Source organism: Thermogemmatispora argillosa (genome assembly GCF_059696725.1).
In genome coordinates, this window is record NZ_AP019377.1 from 3,600,520 (window position 1) to 3,621,939 (window position 21,420).

Annotated in this window: 18 protein-coding genes and 1 riboswitch; of the genes, 11 read left to right on the forward strand and 7 right to left on the reverse strand. The window is 58.7% G+C overall.

The genetic code is table 11. The features are described from left to right. Positions 1-355 precede the first annotated feature (355 nt). Positions 356-1,723, forward strand: a complete 1,368-nt coding sequence (locus AC6H1L_RS14025) for an AI-2E family transporter (protein ID WP_497598112.1) — start codon at positions 356-358, stop codon at positions 1,721-1,723. An 11-nt stretch (positions 1,724-1,734) separates the two neighbouring features. Here AC6H1L_RS14025 and AC6H1L_RS14030 read toward each other — a convergent pair whose 3' ends face one another. Both AC6H1L_RS14030 and AC6H1L_RS14035 read right to left on the reverse strand, forming a co-directional pair. Further along, positions 1,735-2,397, reverse strand: coding sequence for a potassium channel family protein (locus AC6H1L_RS14030; RefSeq protein ID WP_297166768.1), 663 nt, complete (start codon positions 2,395-2,397; stop codon positions 1,735-1,737). An 11-nt stretch (positions 2,398-2,408) separates the two neighbouring features. Beyond that, positions 2,409-2,849 (reverse strand): potassium channel family protein, encoded by a 441-nt coding sequence (locus AC6H1L_RS14035; protein WP_497598113.1) that lies wholly within the window; start codon positions 2,847-2,849, stop codon positions 2,409-2,411. A 341-nt stretch (positions 2,850-3,190) separates the two neighbouring features. Between AC6H1L_RS14035 and AC6H1L_RS14040 the strand changes: the two genes are divergently transcribed. Together AC6H1L_RS14040 and AC6H1L_RS14045 are read left to right on the forward strand one after the other, a co-directional pair. Further along, positions 3,191-4,237 carry a lipid II:glycine glycyltransferase FemX gene (locus AC6H1L_RS14040; protein WP_497598114.1) on the forward strand — a complete coding sequence of 349 codons (1,047 nt, stop codon included), beginning with the start codon at positions 3,191-3,193 and terminating at the stop codon, positions 4,235-4,237. A 347-nt stretch (positions 4,238-4,584) separates the two neighbouring features. Further along, a complete protein-coding gene (locus tag AC6H1L_RS14045; protein ID WP_497598115.1) occupies positions 4,585-4,827 on the forward strand; it encodes a PLD nuclease N-terminal domain-containing protein in 243 nt (80 codons plus the stop codon). Here AC6H1L_RS14045 and AC6H1L_RS14050 read toward each other — a convergent pair whose 3' ends face one another. Together AC6H1L_RS14050 and AC6H1L_RS14055 are read right to left on the reverse strand one after the other, a co-directional pair. Continuing rightward, positions 4,828-5,472, reverse strand: coding sequence for a GNAT family N-acetyltransferase (locus AC6H1L_RS14050; RefSeq protein WP_497598116.1), 645 nt, complete (start codon positions 5,470-5,472; stop codon positions 4,828-4,830). A gap of 255 nt (positions 5,473-5,727) precedes the next feature. Continuing rightward, positions 5,728-5,837: riboswitch (SAM riboswitch) on the forward strand. A gap of 92 nt (positions 5,838-5,929) precedes the next feature. Further along, complete coding sequence (locus tag AC6H1L_RS14055) at positions 5,930-6,145, reverse strand: hypothetical protein (protein WP_497598117.1); 216 nt, start codon at positions 6,143-6,145, stop codon at positions 5,930-5,932. Between the two features lie 267 nt (positions 6,146-6,412). Between AC6H1L_RS14055 and metX the strand changes: the two genes are divergently transcribed. The 4 genes from metX to asd all read left to right on the forward strand — a co-directional run bounded on the left by metX (position 6,413) and on the right by asd (position 11,657). Beyond that, on the forward strand, positions 6,413-7,561 hold the full coding sequence (gene metX / locus AC6H1L_RS14060) for a homoserine O-acetyltransferase MetX (protein ID WP_497598118.1): 1,149 nt from the start codon (positions 6,413-6,415) through the stop codon (positions 7,559-7,561). A gap of 118 nt (positions 7,562-7,679) precedes the next feature. Continuing rightward, entirely contained in the window at positions 7,680-9,005 is a 1,326-nt protein-coding gene (locus AC6H1L_RS14065) for a homocysteine synthase (protein ID WP_497598119.1), read from the forward strand. A 67-nt stretch (positions 9,006-9,072) separates the two neighbouring features. Continuing rightward, positions 9,073-10,548 carry an aspartate kinase gene (locus tag AC6H1L_RS14070; RefSeq protein WP_497598120.1) on the forward strand — a complete coding sequence of 492 codons (1,476 nt, stop codon included), beginning with the start codon at positions 9,073-9,075 and terminating at the stop codon, positions 10,546-10,548. A gap of 41 nt (positions 10,549-10,589) precedes the next feature. Next, positions 10,590-11,657 carry an aspartate-semialdehyde dehydrogenase gene (gene asd / locus AC6H1L_RS14075; RefSeq protein WP_497598121.1) on the forward strand — a complete coding sequence of 356 codons (1,068 nt, stop codon included), beginning with the start codon at positions 10,590-10,592 and terminating at the stop codon, positions 11,655-11,657. A 187-nt stretch (positions 11,658-11,844) separates the two neighbouring features. Here asd and AC6H1L_RS14080 read toward each other — a convergent pair whose 3' ends face one another. Further along, positions 11,845-13,203: a S53 family peptidase gene (locus AC6H1L_RS14080; protein ID WP_497598122.1), complete on the reverse strand. Its 1,359-nt coding sequence runs from the start codon at positions 13,201-13,203 to the stop codon at positions 11,845-11,847. A gap of 482 nt (positions 13,204-13,685) precedes the next feature. On the opposite strand from AC6H1L_RS14080, the gene AC6H1L_RS14085 reads away from it, so the two are divergent. From AC6H1L_RS14085 to mdh, 3 genes are all read left to right on the forward strand, one after another. Then, the gene (locus tag AC6H1L_RS14085) at positions 13,686-14,672 is read left to right on the forward strand and encodes a CHAP domain-containing protein (RefSeq protein WP_497598123.1); all 987 of its coding nucleotides are present in this window, start codon (positions 13,686-13,688) and stop codon (positions 14,670-14,672) included. A gap of 963 nt (positions 14,673-15,635) precedes the next feature. After that, on the forward strand, positions 15,636-16,124 hold the full coding sequence (locus tag AC6H1L_RS14090; protein ID WP_497598124.1) for a CHAP domain-containing protein: 489 nt from the start codon (positions 15,636-15,638) through the stop codon (positions 16,122-16,124). A gap of 513 nt (positions 16,125-16,637) precedes the next feature. Continuing rightward, positions 16,638-17,564 (forward strand): malate dehydrogenase, encoded by a 927-nt coding sequence (mdh, locus tag AC6H1L_RS14095; protein ID WP_497598125.1) that lies wholly within the window; start codon positions 16,638-16,640, stop codon positions 17,562-17,564. Positions 17,565-17,720: 156 nt separating this feature from the next. Here the strand turns inward: mdh and rsmI are convergent, their stop codons facing one another. Together rsmI and AC6H1L_RS14105 are read right to left on the reverse strand one after the other, a co-directional pair. Then, the gene (gene rsmI / locus AC6H1L_RS14100) at positions 17,721-18,491 is read right to left on the reverse strand and encodes a 16S rRNA (cytidine(1402)-2'-O)-methyltransferase (protein WP_497598126.1); all 771 of its coding nucleotides are present in this window, start codon (positions 18,489-18,491) and stop codon (positions 17,721-17,723) included. Positions 18,492-18,699: 208 nt separating this feature from the next. Next, entirely contained in the window at positions 18,700-18,885 is a 186-nt protein-coding gene (locus AC6H1L_RS14105) for a hypothetical protein (protein WP_497598127.1), read from the reverse strand. A gap of 691 nt (positions 18,886-19,576) precedes the next feature. On the opposite strand from AC6H1L_RS14105, the gene AC6H1L_RS14110 reads away from it, so the two are divergent. Next, on the forward strand, positions 19,577-20,959 hold the full coding sequence (locus tag AC6H1L_RS14110; RefSeq protein WP_497598128.1) for a helix-turn-helix domain-containing protein: 1,383 nt from the start codon (positions 19,577-19,579) through the stop codon (positions 20,957-20,959). Positions 20,960-21,420 lie beyond the last annotated feature (461 nt).

Consider the following 21,420-nt stretch of genomic DNA (forward strand, 5'->3'; position numbering starts at 1 on the left):
TCTCCCGTCGATCAGCGAAAGTGGTGACCAGGCCAGCCGCTCCTGCCCCGTGCTTACCCTGAAGTCACGCGGGCGAGCACGACGGCGATCCTGGTCTCCAGGCTTGCCTGTCAGACAGGATAAGCAAAGATGAGATGGGGTCATCGCTGAGCAGCCACCTGATTAGGTAAGTGGTGATCTCTTTAAGTACCATAGCTCTGGCCCAAAGCGCAGCCGGGTGGTTAAGCGACCGTACTCGCTGCTCCCTCTCCTGCTTGTCTTCCTATTGGGAGAGGAGCATAATAGAAGCGGACCTTTCCGGCGAGGGTCGCCCGCTTGGGGTTAGAACTGGCTGAGCTTGGCAAGGAGGGAGTGCATGGAGCGCATTAACTGGCAACGTGTACGTGATGTTCTCATCAGCATTGTCTGCATCTGCATTCTGGGCTGGTTAGGATGGAGCATTTCCGGGCTATTTCTCCATGCGCTGGTACTGCTCCTGCTCGCAATGGCCATCGCCTTTCTGGTTTCACCGCTGGTCGACAGGCTGCAACGCTATGGCCTACCGCGCTCGCTTGCGACGCTACTCGTCTATGCTGTAGTGCTGGTAGTTGTCGGAAGCCTCTTCTACGCCTTGCTATTTGCCCTGATTCGCCAGGCTCAGACCTTCTCGGTGACCATTCAGAATTATGCCTACCAGCTCCCCGAGCTCTCGGCCAAGCTCCAGAAATTCCTTGTTGACCAGGGCATTCCCCAGGAGAAAATCGACAGCGTCCTGACGCAGATCGAGATGCAGGCGACCGACTTCGCGCGCTCGCTCGTCAACAACATTGTAGGCTTTGTCTTCACCCTCACCGATCTCATCGTCAATGTCGTCCTGGTGACTGTCCTCAGCTTCTACCTGACGCTAGACGGCAAGCGAATCCGCGATAGCCTCTTCCAGGTAGTACCTCGCCGCTCACTGCCACACTTTCTGCTTTTCGAAGACGCGCTCAATCGCGTGGTCGGCAACTATATCCGTGGTCAACTGACGTTGGCGGTCATCATTGGAGTGCTGGCGGGTGTAGGGTGTGCCACTCCCTGGCTAGGACTGAAGGACTATGCTCTGATCGTGGGAGCTTTGGCTTTCCTCTTCGAGACCATTCCGATGGTAGGGCCGGCTCTGGCTTCGCTGCCGGCAGTAGCGATCTCCCTCCTTCTGCCTGAACCCTTTCCCCGCACCTTTGTGGTCATCGGCTACTTTGTCATCATCCAGATTGTCGAAAGCAATGTGCTGGGGCCGCGCATTGTCGGCCATGCGGTGGGACTGCATCCGGTCGCCTCGATCCTGGCCTTGATCATTGGCGCCCAGCTCTTTGGAGCCTTCGGCGCCTTGATCGCTACGCCGATTGTGGCCGCCTCCTGGGTAGTGGTAGCCAGTATCTACCGTTCCCTGGTTAAGGGCGAAAGCGCCGAGCAGATCCTGACGCCGCGTCGCCAGCCCTGGGTACTACGCCGTCGCCGCGCTCAGCCTCAGCAAACACTGGCCGCAGAGCGCAGCACAACCCGCGGCCCGTATGCCCCCAGGGGGCTATTTAGTCAGGGGATAAACCGTGTCAGCGCCGCTCCGGCTATCAAGAAGGGGATCGATCTGGAAGGGAAGATCGAACAGCTCGATCTTCTGCGCCCCTTCCCTGAGCCGCAGGAACAGCGCCACACGGTTGTTCAGGGCGAGCAACAGGAGCAGGATGAACCCGTCGAACGCTAGTGGAAAGCTGCTTAGCCAAGCGCCCCAAAAGCCTTGCGAATGGCGTCCTCGCCTTCTGGACTCACCAGCGCAAAGATCTCATCATCTTCCTGGATGACAGTGTCGGCATTGGGGATAATGGGCTGGTTATTCCGCACGATCAGGGCCAGGTTGCTATTGCGTGGCAGATTGATTTCACGTAGGGTTTTTCCGATCGTGGGCGACTCTGCGGGGATGCGCAGTTCGACGAAGTCAAGGCCTGCCCTGCGTAGCTTCATGAGCGGCACAAAGCGCGTGGTTGGAATCTCCGCCTCAATGAGCGAGAGGATGGCCTTGGTTGGGCTAACGGTGATATCGATGCCAAGCTTCTGAAAGATCTTCTCGTGTTTGGGATTGTTGAGCCGGGCAATGGTGCGGTTGACATTAAAGCGCCGCTTCGCCATCTGACAGATGACCAGATTGTCATCGTCTTCGCCGGTGACGGCGATGACCACATCCGCACGCTTGGCGCCGGCATCTTCCATGACGCGCGCTTCACAGGCATCGCCGCGCACGACGGCCTCTCCCAGCTCTTCGCTCAGCGCCTGATAGCGCGCTGCATCTTTCTCAAGAAGCAGGACCTCATGTCCCTGGCTCAGGAGCGTTTTGGTGAGGTAGTAGCCAATGTCGCCACCGCCTCCGATGATGATATACATAGAGCTATCCTCTATTGTTTCTCGTCTTGTTGCGCTGCTTTTGCCGCGGCAGGCTCGCCAAGAAGCGCCTCGGCGAGCATCTGGGCCCCTATCGTCGTGGGACAGAAGGTTTCCAATCCCAGCTCATGATAGGTGCGTTCCCGAATCGGATCGTAGATACGGCAAACAACCTTTTTGACATGGAAAATTTCTTTGGCGATCTGGCTCGCCATAATATTGCGATTATCGCCATTGGTAACCGCCGCGAAGGCGTCGGCTTCCTTGATGCCGGCGCGGATCAGAATATCTTCATCGACACCGTTGCCCAGGATGGTCTCGCCCTTGAAGTCGGGGTCAAGGCGCTGAAAGGCTTCACTGCTATAGTCGATGACCGAGACCTGGTGACCCGCGCGATCCATCATATTGGCCAGCGTTGCGCCAACGCGGCCACAGCCGAGGATCACTATTCTCACCTGTTGCCTCCTGATCTGCGGCGAGGGCTACCCTCCCGCCAGTAGTACCAGCCTTGGATCGCTCGTTAGCTCTCCTTGTTGAGCACCTGCCCACGTGAAGGCCGGTGGGCAAGCGTGGCAGGTGTGGAACCCACCAGACGATATTATATCATTGCTGTGCCAGCACGCGTGCTCCCCGGTTCTGCCCTCGGGGCCAGAGAGAAGCGCTCTGACCCGGGCTGCCTGGCAGACAGGTCGAGCGGACAAGCCTGGCTCTGCGCGCGAGCAGCAAAGCTACTACCTACCTATCTATCCAGGCGTTCTGTGCTGCTGGCCGCTTCAAGCATGATACAATAAGGCCCATGAGGCAAGACTATGTCTTGAGGCTAATCAGCGAGCGCCGGATCTGGGATGACTTCCTGGAGCGACACGATGGTCACCTGCTGCAGAGCTGGGGATGGGGAGAGCTGAAGGCTGAAGCTGGATGGCGACCTCTGCGCCTGGCACTCTGTGAGCGGTCATCTGGGAGAATCATCGCCGCTGCTCAAGTCCTCTGTCGCGGCGCGGCCCGGCTGCCGCAGTGGTGTGGCCACCTGGCCTACATTCCGCGTGGCCCCGTGCTTGACTGGTCGCAGGAGGAATGCGCTACGGCTTTCTGGACGGCCCTTCATGGCTGGCTACGCCGACGGGGAGCGTTGGCGCTCCGTCTGGAGCCGCCGCTACTCGCCGGTACCCCCCAGGGCGAAGCTGTCGCGCGTTTCCTGCTGGCCTCTGGCTTCCGTCCCGCGCGCACGATCCAACCGCTGCGCACGATTATTGTCGATCTCCAGGCAGATGAGTCCACGCTGCTCTCACGGATGAAAGAGAAATGGCGCTATAATCTCCGCCTTGCGGCTCGGCGTGGCGTCAAGGTACGTGAGGCGCAGACGCTTGAAGATGTGCGTGCCTGGTATGAGCTGTTGAAGGTGACCGCTGCTCGCGATGGCTTTGGTATTCATCGCTATGAGTACTATGAGCATGCCTGGCTGATTCTCGCGCCCCGCAATCAGCTTGATCTGCTGCTCGCTGAGTATGAAGGGCGGCTACTGGCTGGGATCTTTGTGGGACGGATGGGGCGTGAAGCGCTCTATCTGTATGGAGCTTCCAGTAACGAGCTGCGCCAGCTCATGCCCAACTATCTGCTGCAGTGGGAGGCGATGCGCCGCGCGCGCGCCGCTGGAGCGATCCGCTACGATCTGTGGGGCATCCCAGAGACGGAAGACGAGCATGAGCCATTGGCCGGCGTCTATCGCTTCAAGCGCGGCTGGGGTGGCGAAGTGGTACGCTTCATTGGAGGCTACGAGTACGTCTATCGCCCGCTCAGTATGAGCCTGGCGCGGCGCCTCCTCGGCCAACGCCTCGCACTCTAATCTAAGCCGGCTCCTGCCCTGTCTCTGCAGCCAGCCGTCGCGGCCTGGTCCTGCTTTGACGCCCTGCCTCCTCTCTTTCCCTTGCCCCTCGCGAAGCGGCCATCCTGTCACCGTGGCACCGGGCTGATCCGTGTCTCTGCATGGGAGAGCCAAAGATAGTCAATATGCTTTTCCTGACCACTTTGCCTGTAAGTCAAGGTAGTAGCGTGTCCTGTCCTATCCCGGGCTCTCCGCAAGAGCGCAGCCGATCGGCCCGGCGATCTGCTGGACAAGAGCGGACCTCGCTGGCGAGTGGTCTGCTCTCCTCTCTTTAACCTGCTCAAGCAACTTTGTACTAAGGAGGCGCCATGTCCGGCGAACGTGGATGTTTCTTCAATTCCCTGCTCTTTCTCATCATTGTCTTTGTACCGCTTTTAGGGCACATTATCGAGACAGTCATGATTTTGGAAGATGATCATTCAACCGTTGGCAAGCTTCTCTGGCTAGCGGTGGTCTGGTGTATTCCATTTCTCGGGCCACTCCTCTACCTGCTCTTTGGACAGAGGCGTCATCATGTCGCCTTTGGCCAGCCGAGCTACGGAGCGCGCTAGCTAGGCAAAGGGAGCATTTGGAACGGGCTGGGCCTCACGCAGCATGGCCCACAAGCGCAGGCCCTGGGCGTGAGGAATAGCTGTTTCGCTCACCACGCGAAAGCCATGACGCTCGTAGAAACCGACGTTACGTGGATTCTGGGTTTCCAGGTAGCAAGGGAGGCGGTGGGCATCAGCCTGCTGGAAGACGGCCCGCAGCAAGGCGCTCCCGATTCCCTGTCCCTGATAAGGCGGGTCTACCCCCAAGGCCCACAAGTACCAGTGCGGTCCATGTGTATGAAGCGCATGCTGTTGAGCGGCGTAGCTCTCGGTAAGCCCGATACGCCAGAGGCCGCGTGGTCCCAGGCGTAGCGGAGGGAAACGCAGCCCGACGCTCAGCAGGCGCCGCAGCGTCGGCGTCGTCTTATCTGGGGGCAGCCAGCAAGCGACTCCTTCCAGGCCCGGTGAGGCATAGACCTGCCCGTAACGCAAACAATAATGGACAGTCACAGTAAAAAGAGCCGGTAAGAGGGCAGCGCGCCGTCTCTCATTAGGAATAACGAAGGCCATCAGCGGGTCACGCTGAAAGGCCCGTGCCAGCACCTGACACGCGTAGCTTGCCTGCTCTGCAGGCAGCAAAATTGGCTCACACTTCGGCTGATTCATAGGATGCGTATAATCCTTCCCCTCTGCTGAGTGATAGCTCTCTCGGCCGGCCGCTCCCTTCTGCGCCCGCCTGGCTCCTGCTCATGGTAGTCTCCGCTCTCCGGAGGGACGGGAGCGACCTGACTGACCGGACTGGAAAGCCAGTCAGGCCGCCGGGTGACCAGCGCCAGACTGACCCTTGACAGCTCCAGCCATCTCCGCTATACTAACTAACAACTATAATGTACCCGAACAATCGAACCGACGCGGTTAGCGCTCTCATCAAGACGGGTGGAGGGAGACGGCCCTGTGAAGCCCGGCAACCCGCCAGCAGAGCTGCTGGCAAGGTGCCAATTCCGGCGGAACACTGTTCCGCAAGATGAGGGGAACCTGGCAACGATGCTAAAGACCCCTTTTCACAAAAAGGGGTTTTTTCTTGCCCCGCGTACCGGGTGGGTACAAGCGCTTCACCAGTCGTCTAGCGGTCAATCGAATCGAGAATAACGTTGACGAGGACGAGTAGACGTCGTAGGCGGCTACAGAGAGCCGGTGGTGCTGAGATGCCGGCGCTGCGGCGGCGTTGAAAATGCCCTCCGAGTTGCAGGTTGAAGGCCCGTGGTGGGCGGGCGAGTAGACTGTGCCGGGTGGCTCCGTTAAAGGCTGTAGTGTTGCGAGCGTGCTGAACCCTGGCCAAAGGGCCTGCTCTCGATCAGAGGCGGGATGAGCTGGGGGCGGGCGATCGGATCGGTAGTAAAGAAACAGGGGATCTGACCCGGCTGTGCTGCTGGTGATGGATAGTCGATAGTCGCCGGTTCGCCTGGAAACAGACGGCTCGGCAACACTCCAAGGCCAGCGTCGTGAGGCGCTGGCAAAACAGGGTGGTACCGCGAAGAGACTGTCCCTCGCCCCTGGGTAGGGTGAGGGTTTTTTTTGTTCCCTTTTTGTTGCAAGGAGTGTACACATGGTGGCTCGCGTCGAGCACAGCGTTGTGACAGGTACACAGCCTGTTCCTGTGAAGTGCTTGCAAAGCTATACCTTCGACTCGTTGCCGCTTCAATATGGGGGCCATTTTGGCCCTATAACGCTGGCGTACGAAACCTGGGGGCGCCTCAACGCGGCGGGCGACAATGCCATCCTGATTGCCCATGCCCTGACGGGCAGTTCGCATGCCCATGATCCTGAGCACCCGGACGACCCGAAGGCCGCCTGGTGGAACCCGCTGATCGGCCCTGGCCGACCTTTCGATACGTCGCGCTACTTTGTCGTCTGCTCGAATGTGCTCGGCGGCTGCTATGGCAGTACCGGCCCTTCTTCAATCGATCCGAACACGGGCCGACCTTATGGCATGCGCTTCCCACTGGTAACGATCCGTGATATGGTTCGGGCCCAGCGCCGCCTGATAGAGCACCTGGGCATCCGGCGCTTGATTGTGGCCGGCGGCTCGATCGGAGGCCAGCAGGCGCTAGAGTGGGCAGTCAGCTATCCTGAGCTGGTGGACAAGGTGATCGTGGTAGCGGCCACGTCCGCTCTGACGGCCCAGGCCATCGCCTTCAGCGAGGTGGGCCGCCAGGCCATTATGCTCGATCCCCGCTGGCAAGGTGGGGACTATCCGCCCGGCGAGGGACCCGATGCCGGCCTGGCGATCGCGCGCATGCTCGGCATGATCACCTATCAGAGTGAAGAAGCGATGGAGCTGCGCTTCTCCCGCCGCCCAGCGCGTAATTGCGAGGTGCCTTCACCAACTCGTACCCCTAGCCTGGGGACGCGCTTCGATGTGGAGAATTATCTCTATTATCAGGGCCAGGCGCTGGTGAGACGCTTCGACGCTAATACTTATCTGTATCTGAGCCGCGCGATGGACCTCTATGATGTCAGTGAGGGCTATCCTTCACTTGATGCAGCCCTTTCCCGTATTCGCAGTCGCGCGCTCTTTGTCGGGATTCGCTCCGACTTCCTCTTCCCGGCAGCGCGGGTTCGCTGGCTGGCGGAGCGTGTGAGGCAGCTTGGGGGTGATGCCACCTATGTTGAGCTGGATTCCCCCCACGGCCACGATGCTTTTTTGAAGGAGTGGGAGCAGATGAAAGCCGCCCTGCGCTGGCTGGAGGCCTAGCCCGCCAGCCGGATTATAGGCTGCCGGCCACTGCTCGCCGGCGCCTGGAGCTTCTCCAGCCTGCCTACAAGGCGGCTGCCTGTCGTTAGATCTGGTTTTTTTAGGAGTAGATTCTCTCATGGCACTGAACGGCAATCGTAGCTATGGTTTTGAGACGTTAGCCCTGCATGCAGGTCAGGAAACGGCTGATAGCGCCACAGGGGCCCGGGCCGTTCCCATTTATCAGACAAGCTCGTTTGTCTTCGACAGCCCGGAGCACGCCGCCGACCTTTTCGCGCTGCGCAAGTTCGGTAACATTTATACACGCATTATGAATCCTACCCAGGACGCTTTTGAGCGTCGCATGGCAGCGCTAGAGGGCGGCGTAGGAGCGCTGGCAACCGCTTCCGGCCAGGCGGCGGAGACGCTGGCCATTCTGACCATTGCTGAAGCAGGCGATGAGGTGGTCTCCTCCACCAGCCTCTACGGCGGCACCTATAATCTCTTCCGCTACACATTGCCCAAGCTGGGCATCACGGTGCGTTTTGTCGACAGCCGCCAGCCGGAACAGTTCCGGGCCGCAATTACCGAGCGCACCAAGGCGATCTATGCCGAAGCTCTCGGCAATCCCCGGCTGGATATGCTCGATATCGAGGCCGTGGCCGCTATCGCCCATGAACACGGTATTCCCCTCATTGTCGATAATACCTTGCCAACGCCCTATTTGTTGCAGCCCCTCAAGCATGGGGCCGATATTGTCGTACATTCGGCAACCAAGTTCATCGGTGGACATGGTACCTCCATCGGTGGAGTAATTGTGGACGGCGGCAAATTTGATTGGGCCAATGGGCGTTTCCCGGGCTTTACTGAGCCCGACCCTTCCTATCATGGCCTGCGCTATGTTGAGGCTTTTGGGCCTCTGGCCTACATTGTCAAAGCCCGCGTCCAACTGATGCGCGATGTTGGTGCTGCAATCAGCCCTTTCAATGCCTGGCTCTTCCTGCAGGGCCTGGAGACGCTGCCGCTGCGCATGGAGCGTCACAGCCAGAACGCCCTGCGCATTGCTGAGTTTTTAGAGAGCCATCCGGCTGTGAGCTGGGTCAGCTATCCTGGGCTGCCCAGTCATCCCCAGCATGAGCTGGCAAAGCGCTATCTGACGCATGGCTATGGGGCTATTCTGGGCTTCGGAATCAAGGGAGGGCTGGAAGCAGGCAAGATGCTGATTCGCCATGTGGAGCTATTCTCTCACCTGGCGAACGTCGGTGACGCCAAGTCGCTCATTATTCATCCGGCCAGCACCACTCATTCGCAGTTGACGCCCGATGAGCAACTGGAGACGGGGGTCACCCCTGATTTCATCCGCCTTTCGATTGGGCTAGAGACTGTTGAGGATCTGATCGAGGATTTGGATCAGGCGTTGCGGGCGGTCTCGGCTAAGCTCGGCGAGCCGCTCGGTGTTGCGTAGGTAAGAGGAAACGAGGCGAGCATGTCCTGTCTTGCCTCGCCTGTGGAGAGATAAAGGGTGATTGTCAATGGACGTTGAGTGTTCGCTCTGTGTGCTGAAGTTTGGTGGTACCTCTGTTGGCAGTGGCGAGCGTATTCGCCGTGTGGCTCAGATCGTGGCCCAGACGGCCAGCAAAGCTCTCAGTGAGGCCACGCCTTTCCCCGTCGTTGTAGTATCCGCCATGTCGGGCATCACAGACCAGCTGCTGCGCATTGCGCACTATGCTCGGCGCGGCGAGAGCGCGGAATGGCGGCGCGAATTAGAGGCGTTACGCGAGCGGCATCTGCAGGCGGCCGAAAAGGCCGTCCATGATGGGCAACGACTGGCAGAGCTGCGCGCCGATCTGGAGCAGGCGCTAAGGAAGCTGGAGAGCGAGGCCGCTGGCTGCGAGGATTATGTTGACGCAGTGGCTGCCTGGGGCGAGCGTCTGTCAGTGCTCTTGCTGGCCGCCGCGATCAATGATCTCGGCCTGCCAGGTGTAACGGCGGCTCCGATCCGCGAAGAGGTGATTGTGACGGGGGAGCCGCAAGGCAAGGCCCCGGCTGAGCCTGGGGCTGTCATCGGCGCTGAGCCTTTGGAAGAGGAGACACGCGAGCGGGCGCGGCTTCTGCTGTGGCCGCGGTTGCAACAGCGGACGGTACCAGTGGCACCAGGCTTCATCGGACGTACGCGCGCTGGCCTGGTGACAACCCTGGGGCGTAATGGCTCCGACTACTCGGCGACCGTGATCGGCGCCGCCATCGATTGCTGCGAGGTCTCTATCTATACCGACGTGGATGGCGTAATGTCTGCTGACCCGCGCATTGTCACCAATGCGCGCCTGTTGCCAGCCTTGACCTATGCGGAGGCGGCGCGCCTCTCCTGGTTTGGTGCCAAAGTCTTGCATCCGCGTACCTTGATTCCTGTGGCCCAGCGCAATATTCCTGTGCGGGTGCGCAATACTTTCCGTCCCCAGATGCAGGGCACACTCATTGGTCCAGAGGGCCAGTATCGCAGTGGCGCGACGGCGATTACAGTCCGACGGCGACTGGCCCTTGTTACTGTTGAGAGTACCAATATGTTTGGGGCCCCTGAGAACGCCGGCCAGGTCTTTGCTCTGGCTGCTCGCGTGGGCGCTGCTCCTGTGGCTATCTGCTCTTCTTCCGGTCACCATCTCTCTTTTATGGTCGAAGAGCAGGCCTCAGCCTCGGTGGTCTCTTTGCTTCAGCATGATCTGGGGCACTGGCGTGTCAGTTGCCGACCTGGTCTGGCAGCCTGCGCTTGTCTCGGATCGGGCTTCACGAGCGATCCGATGAGTCCGGCGCGGGCCATCAGTGCTCTGGCCCGCGAGCGCATCCCTATTATCTCCCAAGGCGCTTCTGAGCAGGGCATTATTCTCATCATTGAAGATGGCGACAGCGAGCGTGCCTTACGCTGCCTTCATCGTGATCTCATCGCGCCGGTGATCCCTCTCGTGCGTCATCCTGCCCATGAGAAGCGTCTAGAAGCGCTCAAAGCCCGCTAGGCAAGGCGCCGAGGGCATATCAAAAGGAGGATGCCTTGACAATGCAGCAGGTACCACAACGTCTTCCTGTAGCCGTGCTAGGCGCGACGGGTATGGTGGGGCAGCGCTTTATCGAGCTGTTGCAAGACCATCCCTGGTTTGAGCTAGTGGCGCTGGCGGCCTCCGATGTTCATGGAGGCCGTCCATATGGTGAGGTAGCGCGCTGGCGTCTCGGGGGGGTCATGCCCGAGTCAGTGGCAAAGTTGCCGGTTCTGCCGTGCCGCCCGGAGGCTCTGCCGGAGATCAAGATTGCCTTCTCAGCCCTGCCTGCGGAGGTGGCCGGTGAGGTAGAGGCAGCTTTCGCGCGGGCTGGGGTGGCCGTTTTCAGCAATGCCAAGACCTACCGTATGGAGCCCGATGTACCGCTCCTGGTCCCCGAGGTGAATCCTGATCATGCCCTGGCTATTCAACAACAGCGCAAGCGCCGTGGTTGGAGCGGCTGCATTGTGACCAACCCTAATTGTTCGGCGACCCCGCTGGTGATGGCTCTCAAGCCCTTGCAACAAGCCTTTGGGGTGCGCAAAGTATTGGTGACAACCCTACAAGCGATCTCGGGAGCTGGCTATCCCGGCCTGCCGTCTTACGATATTCTCGACAATGCCATTCCGTTCATCTCTGGCGAGGAGCCAAAGGTCGAAAGTGAGACGCTTAAGATGCTGGGCGACTGGCGTGAAGAGCATGGCTTCAGCCTGGCCTCGCTGGTCGTGAGTGCGCACTGCAATCGCATTGCGACGCGCGAGGGCCATCTAGAGTGCGTGAGTGTCGAGTTAGAGCGGCAGGCCTCGCCCGAGGAGATCGTTGCGGCCTGGGAACATTTCCTACCCGAACCGCAGCGCCTGAAGCTGCCGAGCGCTCCCGTGCCGCCTTTAATTTATCGCAGTGAGGGGGATCGTCCCCAGACTTTGCTTGATCGTGATGCGGGGCGGGGCATGACCGTGACCCTTGGGCGCCTGCGCCCCTGCCCTGTGCTGAGCTATAAATTCGTGGCGCTGGGCCATAATACCATCCGGGGCGCCGCGGGCGGCTCCCTTTTGAATGCGGAGCTGTGCGTCAGTAAGGGCCTCCTGTAGCCGGCCAGATCGCTCCGATCCGGTCTCAGCTGAGGGCAAGAGCGAGCGAAAAGCAGGCAAGCGAGTAAACGAATAAGAAGAAAGCCACCGCTGCACTTCGATAAGTACTTGCTTGCCTGCCAGCTCGCTCTTTGCCCATCTAGTGGCTGTGGCCCTGGCGCCTCGCCTGGGCGTGAGCCTTCTGGCGCTACTCCCCTGAGCCTGACAGAGTTGCCTGAGTTCGAATCAAGTCAGGGATAAGGTACTGAGCGTTAGGGCTCCCCAGGCCGGTCACAGCATCCCAGCCCTGTCCAGCGCGGTAGCCAGGGACGCTTACGCTCCTGTGAACGCTATTATCCCCAACAGTAATATCATGGAAATCACGCGGATAATTGTCCGAGGTCGCAATCGTATACAGAGCAGGATTGAGGAAGCCCAGGGGGTGACCGGCCATCTGATTGGCGATCGCCGCCAAAGCGGCCCACATTGGAGCGGAGGCGCTGGTCCCGCCGACCGTCTCCCAAACACCACGGAAGTAAAAAGGAAGATTAGTTTCTGGGTCCGCAGCAGCGGCCACATCGGGAATGCCCCGCCGGCCTTGAAAAGCGGCCTGGGTTGAGGCGGGCAGCAACTTCTGATAAGACGGCTGGGAGAAAAAGCTGCTGAAGCCGCCGCCGCTCTCATTCCAGCCGATTTCACGGATCTGGTTGCCCTGGCGCAACAGCGTGGTTCCCCCCACACTGGTCACCCACGGCAGGTCGGCGGCGAAGTTGATCGTTGCCCTAGGTGACAGACGTGACATATTCAAATCAGCATAGTCGGTCGCTCCATTATCCCCCGAAGAGCTAAAGAAAGTCATATGCTCCTCTAATGTTGCGCGCTGGAGCAAAGCATTCCACTGCTGGACCTCCTGGCGACCGGCGGGGTCCTCTAGCGTGACCTCGGAAGCGCCCCAGCTCTGAGAAACAATCGTGCCCAGATGGTGATCGATGGCATACTGGATCAACTGGCGAAATTCAGGCAGGCCGACTGTGCCTTCCGTTTCAGCAATTGGACTGACCAGCACCACAATATTGGCCTCGGGAGCCAGGGCGTGAATGATCTCTACATCGAGTTCGGTTTCAGCGGCCCAGCCACTTTTGTCGTGATGGGGATCGTATTCCGCTTTCTGGATCGGCTCGATCACCTGCACCTTGATAAGGGGGAGGTGAAAGCGACGGCTGAAGACGTCAAGATCTTGCTGCAGGGTGGGGCTGCCAAATGAGACAATATCGATAATGGTCTGCCCCTTACCAGTGTAGCCACGCTCGATTAACGGCTCGAAACCATAGTACTGGCGCAGTTGAAGAGGAGTATAGCAGGTTACTTCGGAGCCGAAAAGGATAGAAGGGCAACTCTCGGCTACTGCGCTGGGTGTGGATAAGGGCGATGGCGTGGCGCTCTTTGTCGGCTGAGGGCCATTACTGGTTCCAGGCAGGCCCACGCAGCCGTAAAAAGCGAGCGTCAGCGTCAAGGATAGTAGTATCAGCAGCTTGAGAAATGGCTGTGGTTGGCGGTGACCTCGCATCCAGCTCTCCTTCTGAAAAATCTCCCTGTCTGTGCTTTCTTTGCCATGAGCCAGTGAGTGAGCGAGTGCGAACAGCATGGTATCCCACAGGAGCAGTTCACTGCAGCCCAACGCGAAAGCAGTATATCCCGGTGGCGCAAAAAGGTCAATTCTTTGTCAGAAAGGCTCCTCTTCGCGCAGGACATCTCATCTAGTTCGCGAGGGCAGCCAGGCCAGATGATATGCGGTTCAGGTGGGCTACAAGCAGCCGGTTAAGAAGGCTCCTATCTCGCGGTACTATGGTCCTAACAGTAGCAAGGCGCGCTTGACCGCCCTCCTCCTTTCAGAGTACATTCAGGCATGATGACATAGAAAGATATCAATAAGAAGGCGCGCAAGAACGCGGCTCATATTTTCAACGATAGGAAAGCAGCATGCTATCATTTAAGGACCGTCAAGATAGAGTTGCAGAAATGCAAGAGCAAGCTGGGGAGCCGATCCACATGCCTGGGTTAGTCACCCAGCTATCGCCGGTTGAGCAACTCGCCTTTCCGACACAGTCACCTGCCTTTCCGGAGGCAAGCGAGCTAAGCAACGGCTCTCAAACTCCCATACCCGAGGTGGTAGACGAGGGAGCCGAGAAGGAGACAGCTCTCCTGCCCGTAGCCGCCGGGGTGGGAACAGCGCAAGAAAACACGGCACCTGAGACCGGTCAACTCCCTGAGCTGCAGACGGCCCTCCTACCGCTGGTAAGTGCAACGAATGCAAGCGCAGCGCGTCCGCCGCTCGTTATTCATGGCGATGGCAAAAAAGCGCTCAGGCGTCGGGACAGTGCTCAGCCGCTTCCGCGGAAGCGCTGGCATGTCCATGCGGCGGTCCTGGTTCTGGTGGCGATTATCCTCACCGGTACCCTGCTGACGGTGCTACCTGAGAGTCCTGTGGGGGCCAGGAGTGGGGGCGGCCTCTTCCAGTCTATTATGAGCATGATCCCCAGCAATAGCAGCAATTCTAGCACGCTGGATCTGGCCGCTATGCGCGCCGCCACCGCCACAGCCATCGTTCGCAGCGGAGTTGGTTATGACCCTGGTCCAAGCAATCCGACTGGCGTGCAAACCGCTCCGATTGTTGGCAGCAGCGCGGGTGATCCCTTCCCAATTGGCCAGTGTACCTATTGGGCCGATTACCGCTATCACCAGCTAACAGGGGTTTGGGTGCCCTGGGGAGGCAACGCTGCTGACTGGGTGGCGGGAGCCAGAGCCTATGGCTGGATTGTCTCGACTCAGCCGCATGTGCCCTCGATCATCGTGCTCATGCCCGGCGTCCAGGGCGCCAATATCACCTACGGTCACGTTGCTGTCGTCGAGAGTCTCACCTCCGACGGCGGAGTCTATACGAGTAACATGAACTGGTACGCCAATGGCGGCGGCTGGGACATCGTGTCCTACTATACCTTCTACCCTGGCAGTGGCGTCTATTTTGTCTGGATCTAACTGCCAGGTCCAATAGATAGTCGACGTGAACCCGCACCGAACCAGACCCGCCCCAAGGCGGCCTGACTGACAGGCACAGGGCAAAAAAGAGGTCTGGCCCTAAAGAGCGCGCAGAGAGAGGCTGGCTGCATAAGACAGGCCGGCCTCTCCTTTTATGTATTTCTCTCTCTTCCTCTCTGTTCTGTTGTTGTTCCCCTTTCTCTTGGGCCGATCTGCAATTGCTTGTCTGCCGACCTTTCCCTATCCTTGCTTCTGACTGACTATGGCCTCTGCGATGCGCCGGTGGCCGCCAGCGCTCTCTCCCCTCCGCCTCCTCTAACAGCAAGCCTGATCCTGGCTTGCGTCCTCAGCCGAAGCAACAAAAATCACAAATTTCGTCTGCTTGCTATATAAGCAGTGATTAGTACAATATTCCTAAATAGCAGCAAGAGTATCTTGACCGCGAGCAGCCTCCTGAGTAGAGTCAAACACATACCGAAGGAACTGGTTTTACTCTAGCCGGATCGGGGAGAGCCTATGTCACGGTTGAAGGGTAGTCGAGATAACAGTGGTGGCAAGGGATTGGAGAAGCGGAGCGAGGATGAAGGGACTGGGATGAGGAGAGCAGCAGCGCTGGCCGAGCGGCGCCCTCCAGGGTCAGAGCCTGCGGTGGTTGATGAGAAGAACGGCGTTCAGGCTCCAGAACAAGTGCCACTCGCGTCGCTAGAGGGTGGAGACGCGCCATCCACCACATCTCTCCCGGCCATACGGACGATCAAGCGTGATCAGAGACGCCCTCCTTTGGTCATCCACGGTGCACCGACAGGGGGAGCTAAAGGGGAGGCCTCAGCACCACGTCGGCGTTGGTGGCTGCATCTGATCACCCTGAGCCTGGTCATATTGATGCTTCTGATAACACTAATGACAGTCCTGCCAACAGGCCCGGGAGACGGAGGCCAGGGATTCAACCCTCTGCGCTCAGTGATGAGCTTTATTCGCAATGGTCAGGATAATACCTATCAAATTGGGCCACAGGCGGCCACCGCCACAGCAGTAACGCAAGATGGCTACGACAATGGGCCATTACACTATCCAGGGCTACCCTGGCAGCCGACGGAGGGAGATCTCAACCGCTTTGCCTATGGACAATGTACCTACTGGGCCAACCTGCGCTATCACGAGCTAACGGGCTACTGGGTACCCTGGCAAGGAGACGCCTACCAGTGGGTAGCAGGAGCTGAACAGTATGGCTGGATAGTCTCATCACAGCCACATGTACCCTCGATCATCGTGCTACAGCCGGGCGTACAGGGAGCGAGTAGCTACGGCCATGTTGCTGTCGTCGAGCGCATTAACCCCGATGGCAGCGTCTATACCAGTAACTACAACTGGTACGCCAACGGTGGTTGGAATCGCCTATCGTACGCCACCTTCTATCCGGGGCGAGGCGTGGCCTTCGTCTGGCATCCCTAACGAGCCAAGCTCGGTCGGGGCTTGCCCGTCCAGTCAGCCGTGATCCCCTTCTCCCCTTGCTCTACTCGCCCTGTCGACCGCCAGGATGCGGAGAGGGCGCAGAGAACAAGCTCCCGTTCAGGCAGCACTGACCAGCCAGCCCGACCTGACCATCGCCTGATCAGTCCAGAAGCGGCTACCAGGTCGCTATTTCCTTGCAGGCCAGGGATGCTAGCCAGGAACATTGCGCACCCTTGCGGAAGAGACATACAATATGGCTTGGGTCCGCTATTACCATGCGACCAGGTAGCTAGAGACAGAAGGGCAAGCCAGCGAGCTAGACAGACAAACGGATCAGGCTTCTATTGATAGAACAGGCCCTTCCTTCTTCCGAGGTCTGGCCTGGCGAGAGCGGGCCTGAGCTGATCGCGAGGGGCCACTGCTGCGCGATCGCCGAACGACTGCTGACGGAGCTGCTGACGGTCGGCAGCATCCCGAACGGCAAAAAATCTGATCTGGAGAGAGGAAAGCCCGATGCGCACCAAGATAACCATTGTTGGCGCCGGTTTTGTTGGAAGCACACTCGCACAGCGTCTGGCGGAGCGCGACTATGCCGACGTAGTGATGTATGATATTGTGCCCAATATGCCGCAGGGCAAAGCACTGGACATGCTCCAGGCCGGCCCCATCCTCGGCTACGACAGCCTCGTAGTTGGCACCAATGATTACGCCGATACAGCCAACTCCGATCTGGTGGTGATCACCTCTGGCTTCCCGCGCAAGCCTGGCATGTCGCGCGACGATCTGCTACGTAAGAATCAGGAGATCGTCACCCAGGTTGTACAGGAAGTGGTCAAATACTCACCCAACTGCATGCTCATCGTAGTCACCAATCCGCTGGACGCTATGGCCCAACTGGCCTACCATGTCAGCGGCTTCCCCCGCAATCGCGTCGTTGGCATGGCGGGCGTGCTCGACACCGCCCGTTTCCGCACCTTCATTGCGCAAGAACTAAACGTCTCGGTCCGTGATGTCCAGGCCTACGTCCTCGGTGGTCACGGCGACACGATGGTCCCGCTAGCCCGCATGTGCACGGTGGCCGGCGTGCCGATCTCGCAGCTCCTGTCTGCTGAGCGGATCGCGCAGATCATTCAGCGCACGCGCGACGGCGGAGCAGAGATTGTCAACCTGCTGGGGACTGGGAGCGCCTATTTCGCTCCGTCGGCGGCTGTGCTCCAAATGATTGATTCAATCGTCCTGGACAAGAAAATGATCATGCCCTGCTCTGCCTACCTGCAGGGAGAATATGGGATTCACAATCTCTTCGTCGGCGTACCAGTCAAGCTCGGTGCCAACGGCGTCGAGCAAATCATCGAGCTAGAGCTGACGGAGGAAGAGCGTGCTCTCCTGCAGAAATCGGCAGCAGCCGTACAGGAACTCGTCAAGGTGATGGGCATCTAACCTTCAGGCCAGGCCTGACTGGCAGAGAGGACGCCAGCCGCAAGAGCGATGGCGGAGCGGGGTCATCTGGCCTCTCACGCCCCAGCGTATGAGAAGGCGGCCCCGCCCCGCCGTAGCGTCCTGCAAGGCAGCCCGCGCAGAGCTAACGGGCGCAGGCTAGCCCTCTTCAGCCGCCTCTGTCTCACTGGCCTCCCCTTCCTCCTCGGGAGAAGACTCCTCCCAGGTTGGACCCTCATGGGCGCCAGCTCCCAGCTCGTGCGAGGCGCCGGCAACCACCAGAACATATTCACCCCGTGGCTTCTCCTGGGTAATCGTCTCAAGCAGAGAAGAGAGCGTACCGCGATAAACCTTCTCGAAGAGCTTGGTTAGCTCATTGGCTAGAGCGGCTGGGCGGTCACCAAAGACCTCCAAAGCGTCGCGGAGGAGATCAGCCAGCCGATAAGGGCTTTCATAGTAAATCAGAGTATAGGGAGAGTGGCGATCGGCCTCCAGAAAGCGCCGACGCCGGCCCGCCTTACGAGGCGGGAAGCCGCGGAAAGTGAAGCTGTGCACCGGTAGGCCCGACAGCACAAGAGCCATCACGAAAGCGGCAGGCCCAGGGATCATCGTGACAGGAATACCAGCCTGAATGGCTCGCTGAACCAGGGTATAGCCCGGGTCAGAGATGCCAGGCGTGCCTGCGTTGGTCACCAGCGCAACTGACTTTCCCTGCTTGAGTAGGGCCTCAATGTGTCGACCAGCTCGCTCCTCGTTGTGCTCATAGAATGCCAGTTGGGGCTTGTGAATATCGTAGTGCCTCAGAAGAATGGCCGTCTTACGAGTATCTTCAGCGGCAATCACATCGACGCTGCGCAGGACCTCTAAGGCCCGTAGAGTAATATCGCCGAGGTTGCCGATCGGTGTCGCCACAAGATAGAGTGTGCTCATGCAAGATATCCACCCTTTATGAAGATGCATCTTCTAAAGCTGAAGAGTTACGAGTGTGCCTAACGGCAGCCAGTGGATAGGAACGAGCCACCACCCACCAGGCTGGTTGGCATTGCGGGCAGCGGAACCTCATTAGTAATATTGGGAGGGTCAGACAGGCCCAGGCCAGGCTGAAGCGTTGTATTAAATGAAAGTCTCGGGTCCGAGCCTATGTCAATGCCAGAGGGCATGGACCCCAGAGATCAGGTCGGCTGATCGCTTGCCGTGGGGGATGCGGCAAGACGATGTCGGGCACTGCCAGCACAGCACTGACCCAGTGTCGGGTGGCGAGGGGGTCGGTCGGAGGGATAGATCCAAGCTCGTTCTGATTGAAATGGAAAAATAGCACGACCATTGTTCATAGCTGTGACTCAAGCATCAGTCTTTCACTGCTCAAAAACATTGCTGAAATGCTAGCCGGCCAGAGAGATTATAATCGAGAGAGAGACTGTTTCGCTAGCACTGTAATCGTTGAACTTATTCCAGGCCTGAAAGTGGGAAGGGTATACCCTCTGAAGATCAAGGTGTTGGCACTCGCAACGCATTTAGCTATTGTTGTATAATGATAGAGGAGCCGATTTTCGCCAACAGCGTAGTTGTATCTCAAATATGTGAATTTTGTATTTAAATCAAAGGGAAACGGGCCATATTTTTGCTGCTCCTGAATCAGGCTAACGAATTGACCTCCTAGGGACAATCAGGCTAGAGAGAAGTACCCATACAGAGAGAACCTATCTGGCTATTCCTTAAACTAATAATGCACGATATATTGACCTCGTGCCCTAAGTATGATAGAGTAGACTTGATGTTTTGCTTAGACTGCTCATCCCTGGATGTTGATACATCCCTTGCTTACTGATTCGCTGCGGCTTCTACAAACGTATGGAAAACCGCTGCTCAGCCAGGGATGGCAGCCGGCGGCATCCACTGGGGCCAAGGCATAGCGGCGAGGGCCGCACTGCGACGCTGGACCTTTGCTATGCCTCTGCCGGACAAGCCAGCATACTTTCGAGAGAGCAAGCGGAATCTCGGAAAGGAAAATCCTTATGCCATCGACGGAAACTGCGAACGTAGGGAAAGCAGTTGCAGCCCGAGTGGGCACCAATATCCGTGAGGTGCGCACGCGGTTGGGCCTCACCCAGGCGCAACTGGCGTCGCCTGAGTTCTCAATTTCATATATCTCTGCCATCGAGCGGGGCAAAATCCGCCCCTCGCTCAAAGCCCTTTCTATTCTCGCCCGGCGGCTTGATGTCCCGCTGACCTTCCTCCTGGAAGGCTCACCCGCGGGAGCGGCGGAAGCGCGAGCTGTCGGTTACTCGCCGGCGGACTCTGGTCCTGATCAGCGTGTCGAGGTTGACCTGTTGCACGCTGGTATTCTGATCCAGCAGCAGGCCTATGAGGAGGCGACCCAGTTGCTCGCTCCTCTCCAGCCCGAGCGTCTCACGACTGATCAGGCCTTTCGTCTCTATCTCCTGCGGGGGCTCATCCATCTGGGCGCGGGCGAGTATCAGGAGGCCGTGGTAGACCTGCGCGCTGCGGTTAACCAGGGCGAGGGCATGAACGAGATCGAATATAGCGAACGTGCGCGCAACTACCTTGGCAAAGCCTACTTTCTCCTGTACAACTACACGCTAGCGCTGGAGAACCATCAGCACTGTCTGGAGGTCATCGAGGCTGGTCAGATTAAGGACCCAATCTTCGCCCTTGAGGTCTTTAGCAACCTGGCTAATGACTACTTCCGCCTCGGTGAGCTGGAGAAGGCCGTGACCTTCTATCATCGCGCCCTGGAGACCCTCGATGAGGTCTATCGCGATAGTCGGGCCTTTGCTCGTCGCTATATGGAGATCAGCCAGCAATATCGGAGCGCCGGCAAATTGGCTATGGCTCGCGACTATGCCATGCGCAGTCTGGCCATCTACGAGATGCGCGATGAGCAGCGCCTCATCGGGTTGACGCACCAGCAGCTTGGCAAGGCTCTGGAGAAGCAAAACGATCTGCCAGGCGCGGAGCAGGAGTATCGTCGCGCTATTGAAATCGAGCGCGAATTGAACGATGAGGTAGCTGCCTCGCTCTGTCATACCAGTCTGGCGGAGCTGCTGCTGAAAGAAGGCAAGCTGGCCGAGGCCGAGCGCGAGGCTCAGGAAGCCCTCACCCTGGCACGCGCCAGCCAGGACCCGCGGACCCAGGGGCAGGCTCTGATTGCTCTGGCTCAGATCCGCCACCACGAGAACGACTTCGCCGGTGCTGATGAGCTGTTCCATCAAGCGCTAGACTTGCTGGATCGCGCAAATGCTCATGAGCTGGCGGCTAGCGCCTACTTCCGATATGCGAATCTTCTAGAGCAGCGGGGTGAGGTGCAGCGCAGCCTCAACGCCATTAAGCGAGCCTATGAGCATCAGCGCCAGGGAAAGCTAGGTGACCTAGAGTAGCCTGCCCGGCCCACTACCGCCCGCATTTGGCGAGCAGTAGGACCGGGGCTACTCTTCTTTTTTCCTTCCTGCTTTCCTGTCCTGTCTTCCTTTCGCATCGTGCCTCGGGATCAGGCGACGGTTGTGGCTACTGACCGAGGCTACTCTAGGTGCTGGCTACCCTGGCGCTAGTGCCTGCTCATGGGGGCTCTCGGCAGTGCCCTCTCTCCCTCTATCTGCTCAAGCTGTCCCTCGTTGACCTTCTCGCCCGTGGCCTTCCCGCCGCGGCGCCACCAAGGCCTGCGATGTTGGTCGCCCTCCCTTTCCTTTTCTCGGCCGTTCGTTTTGTGCTCTCAGAAATACCCTTGTTCCCTCCCTCGGGCATCGCGGTATAAGTTGCAGAATATTCCACTGAGTTGCAGCATGTCTCTCTGTTCTGCGTCTCCTTGCCTGATCGCTCAAAAGCAGATATACTGCTGTGA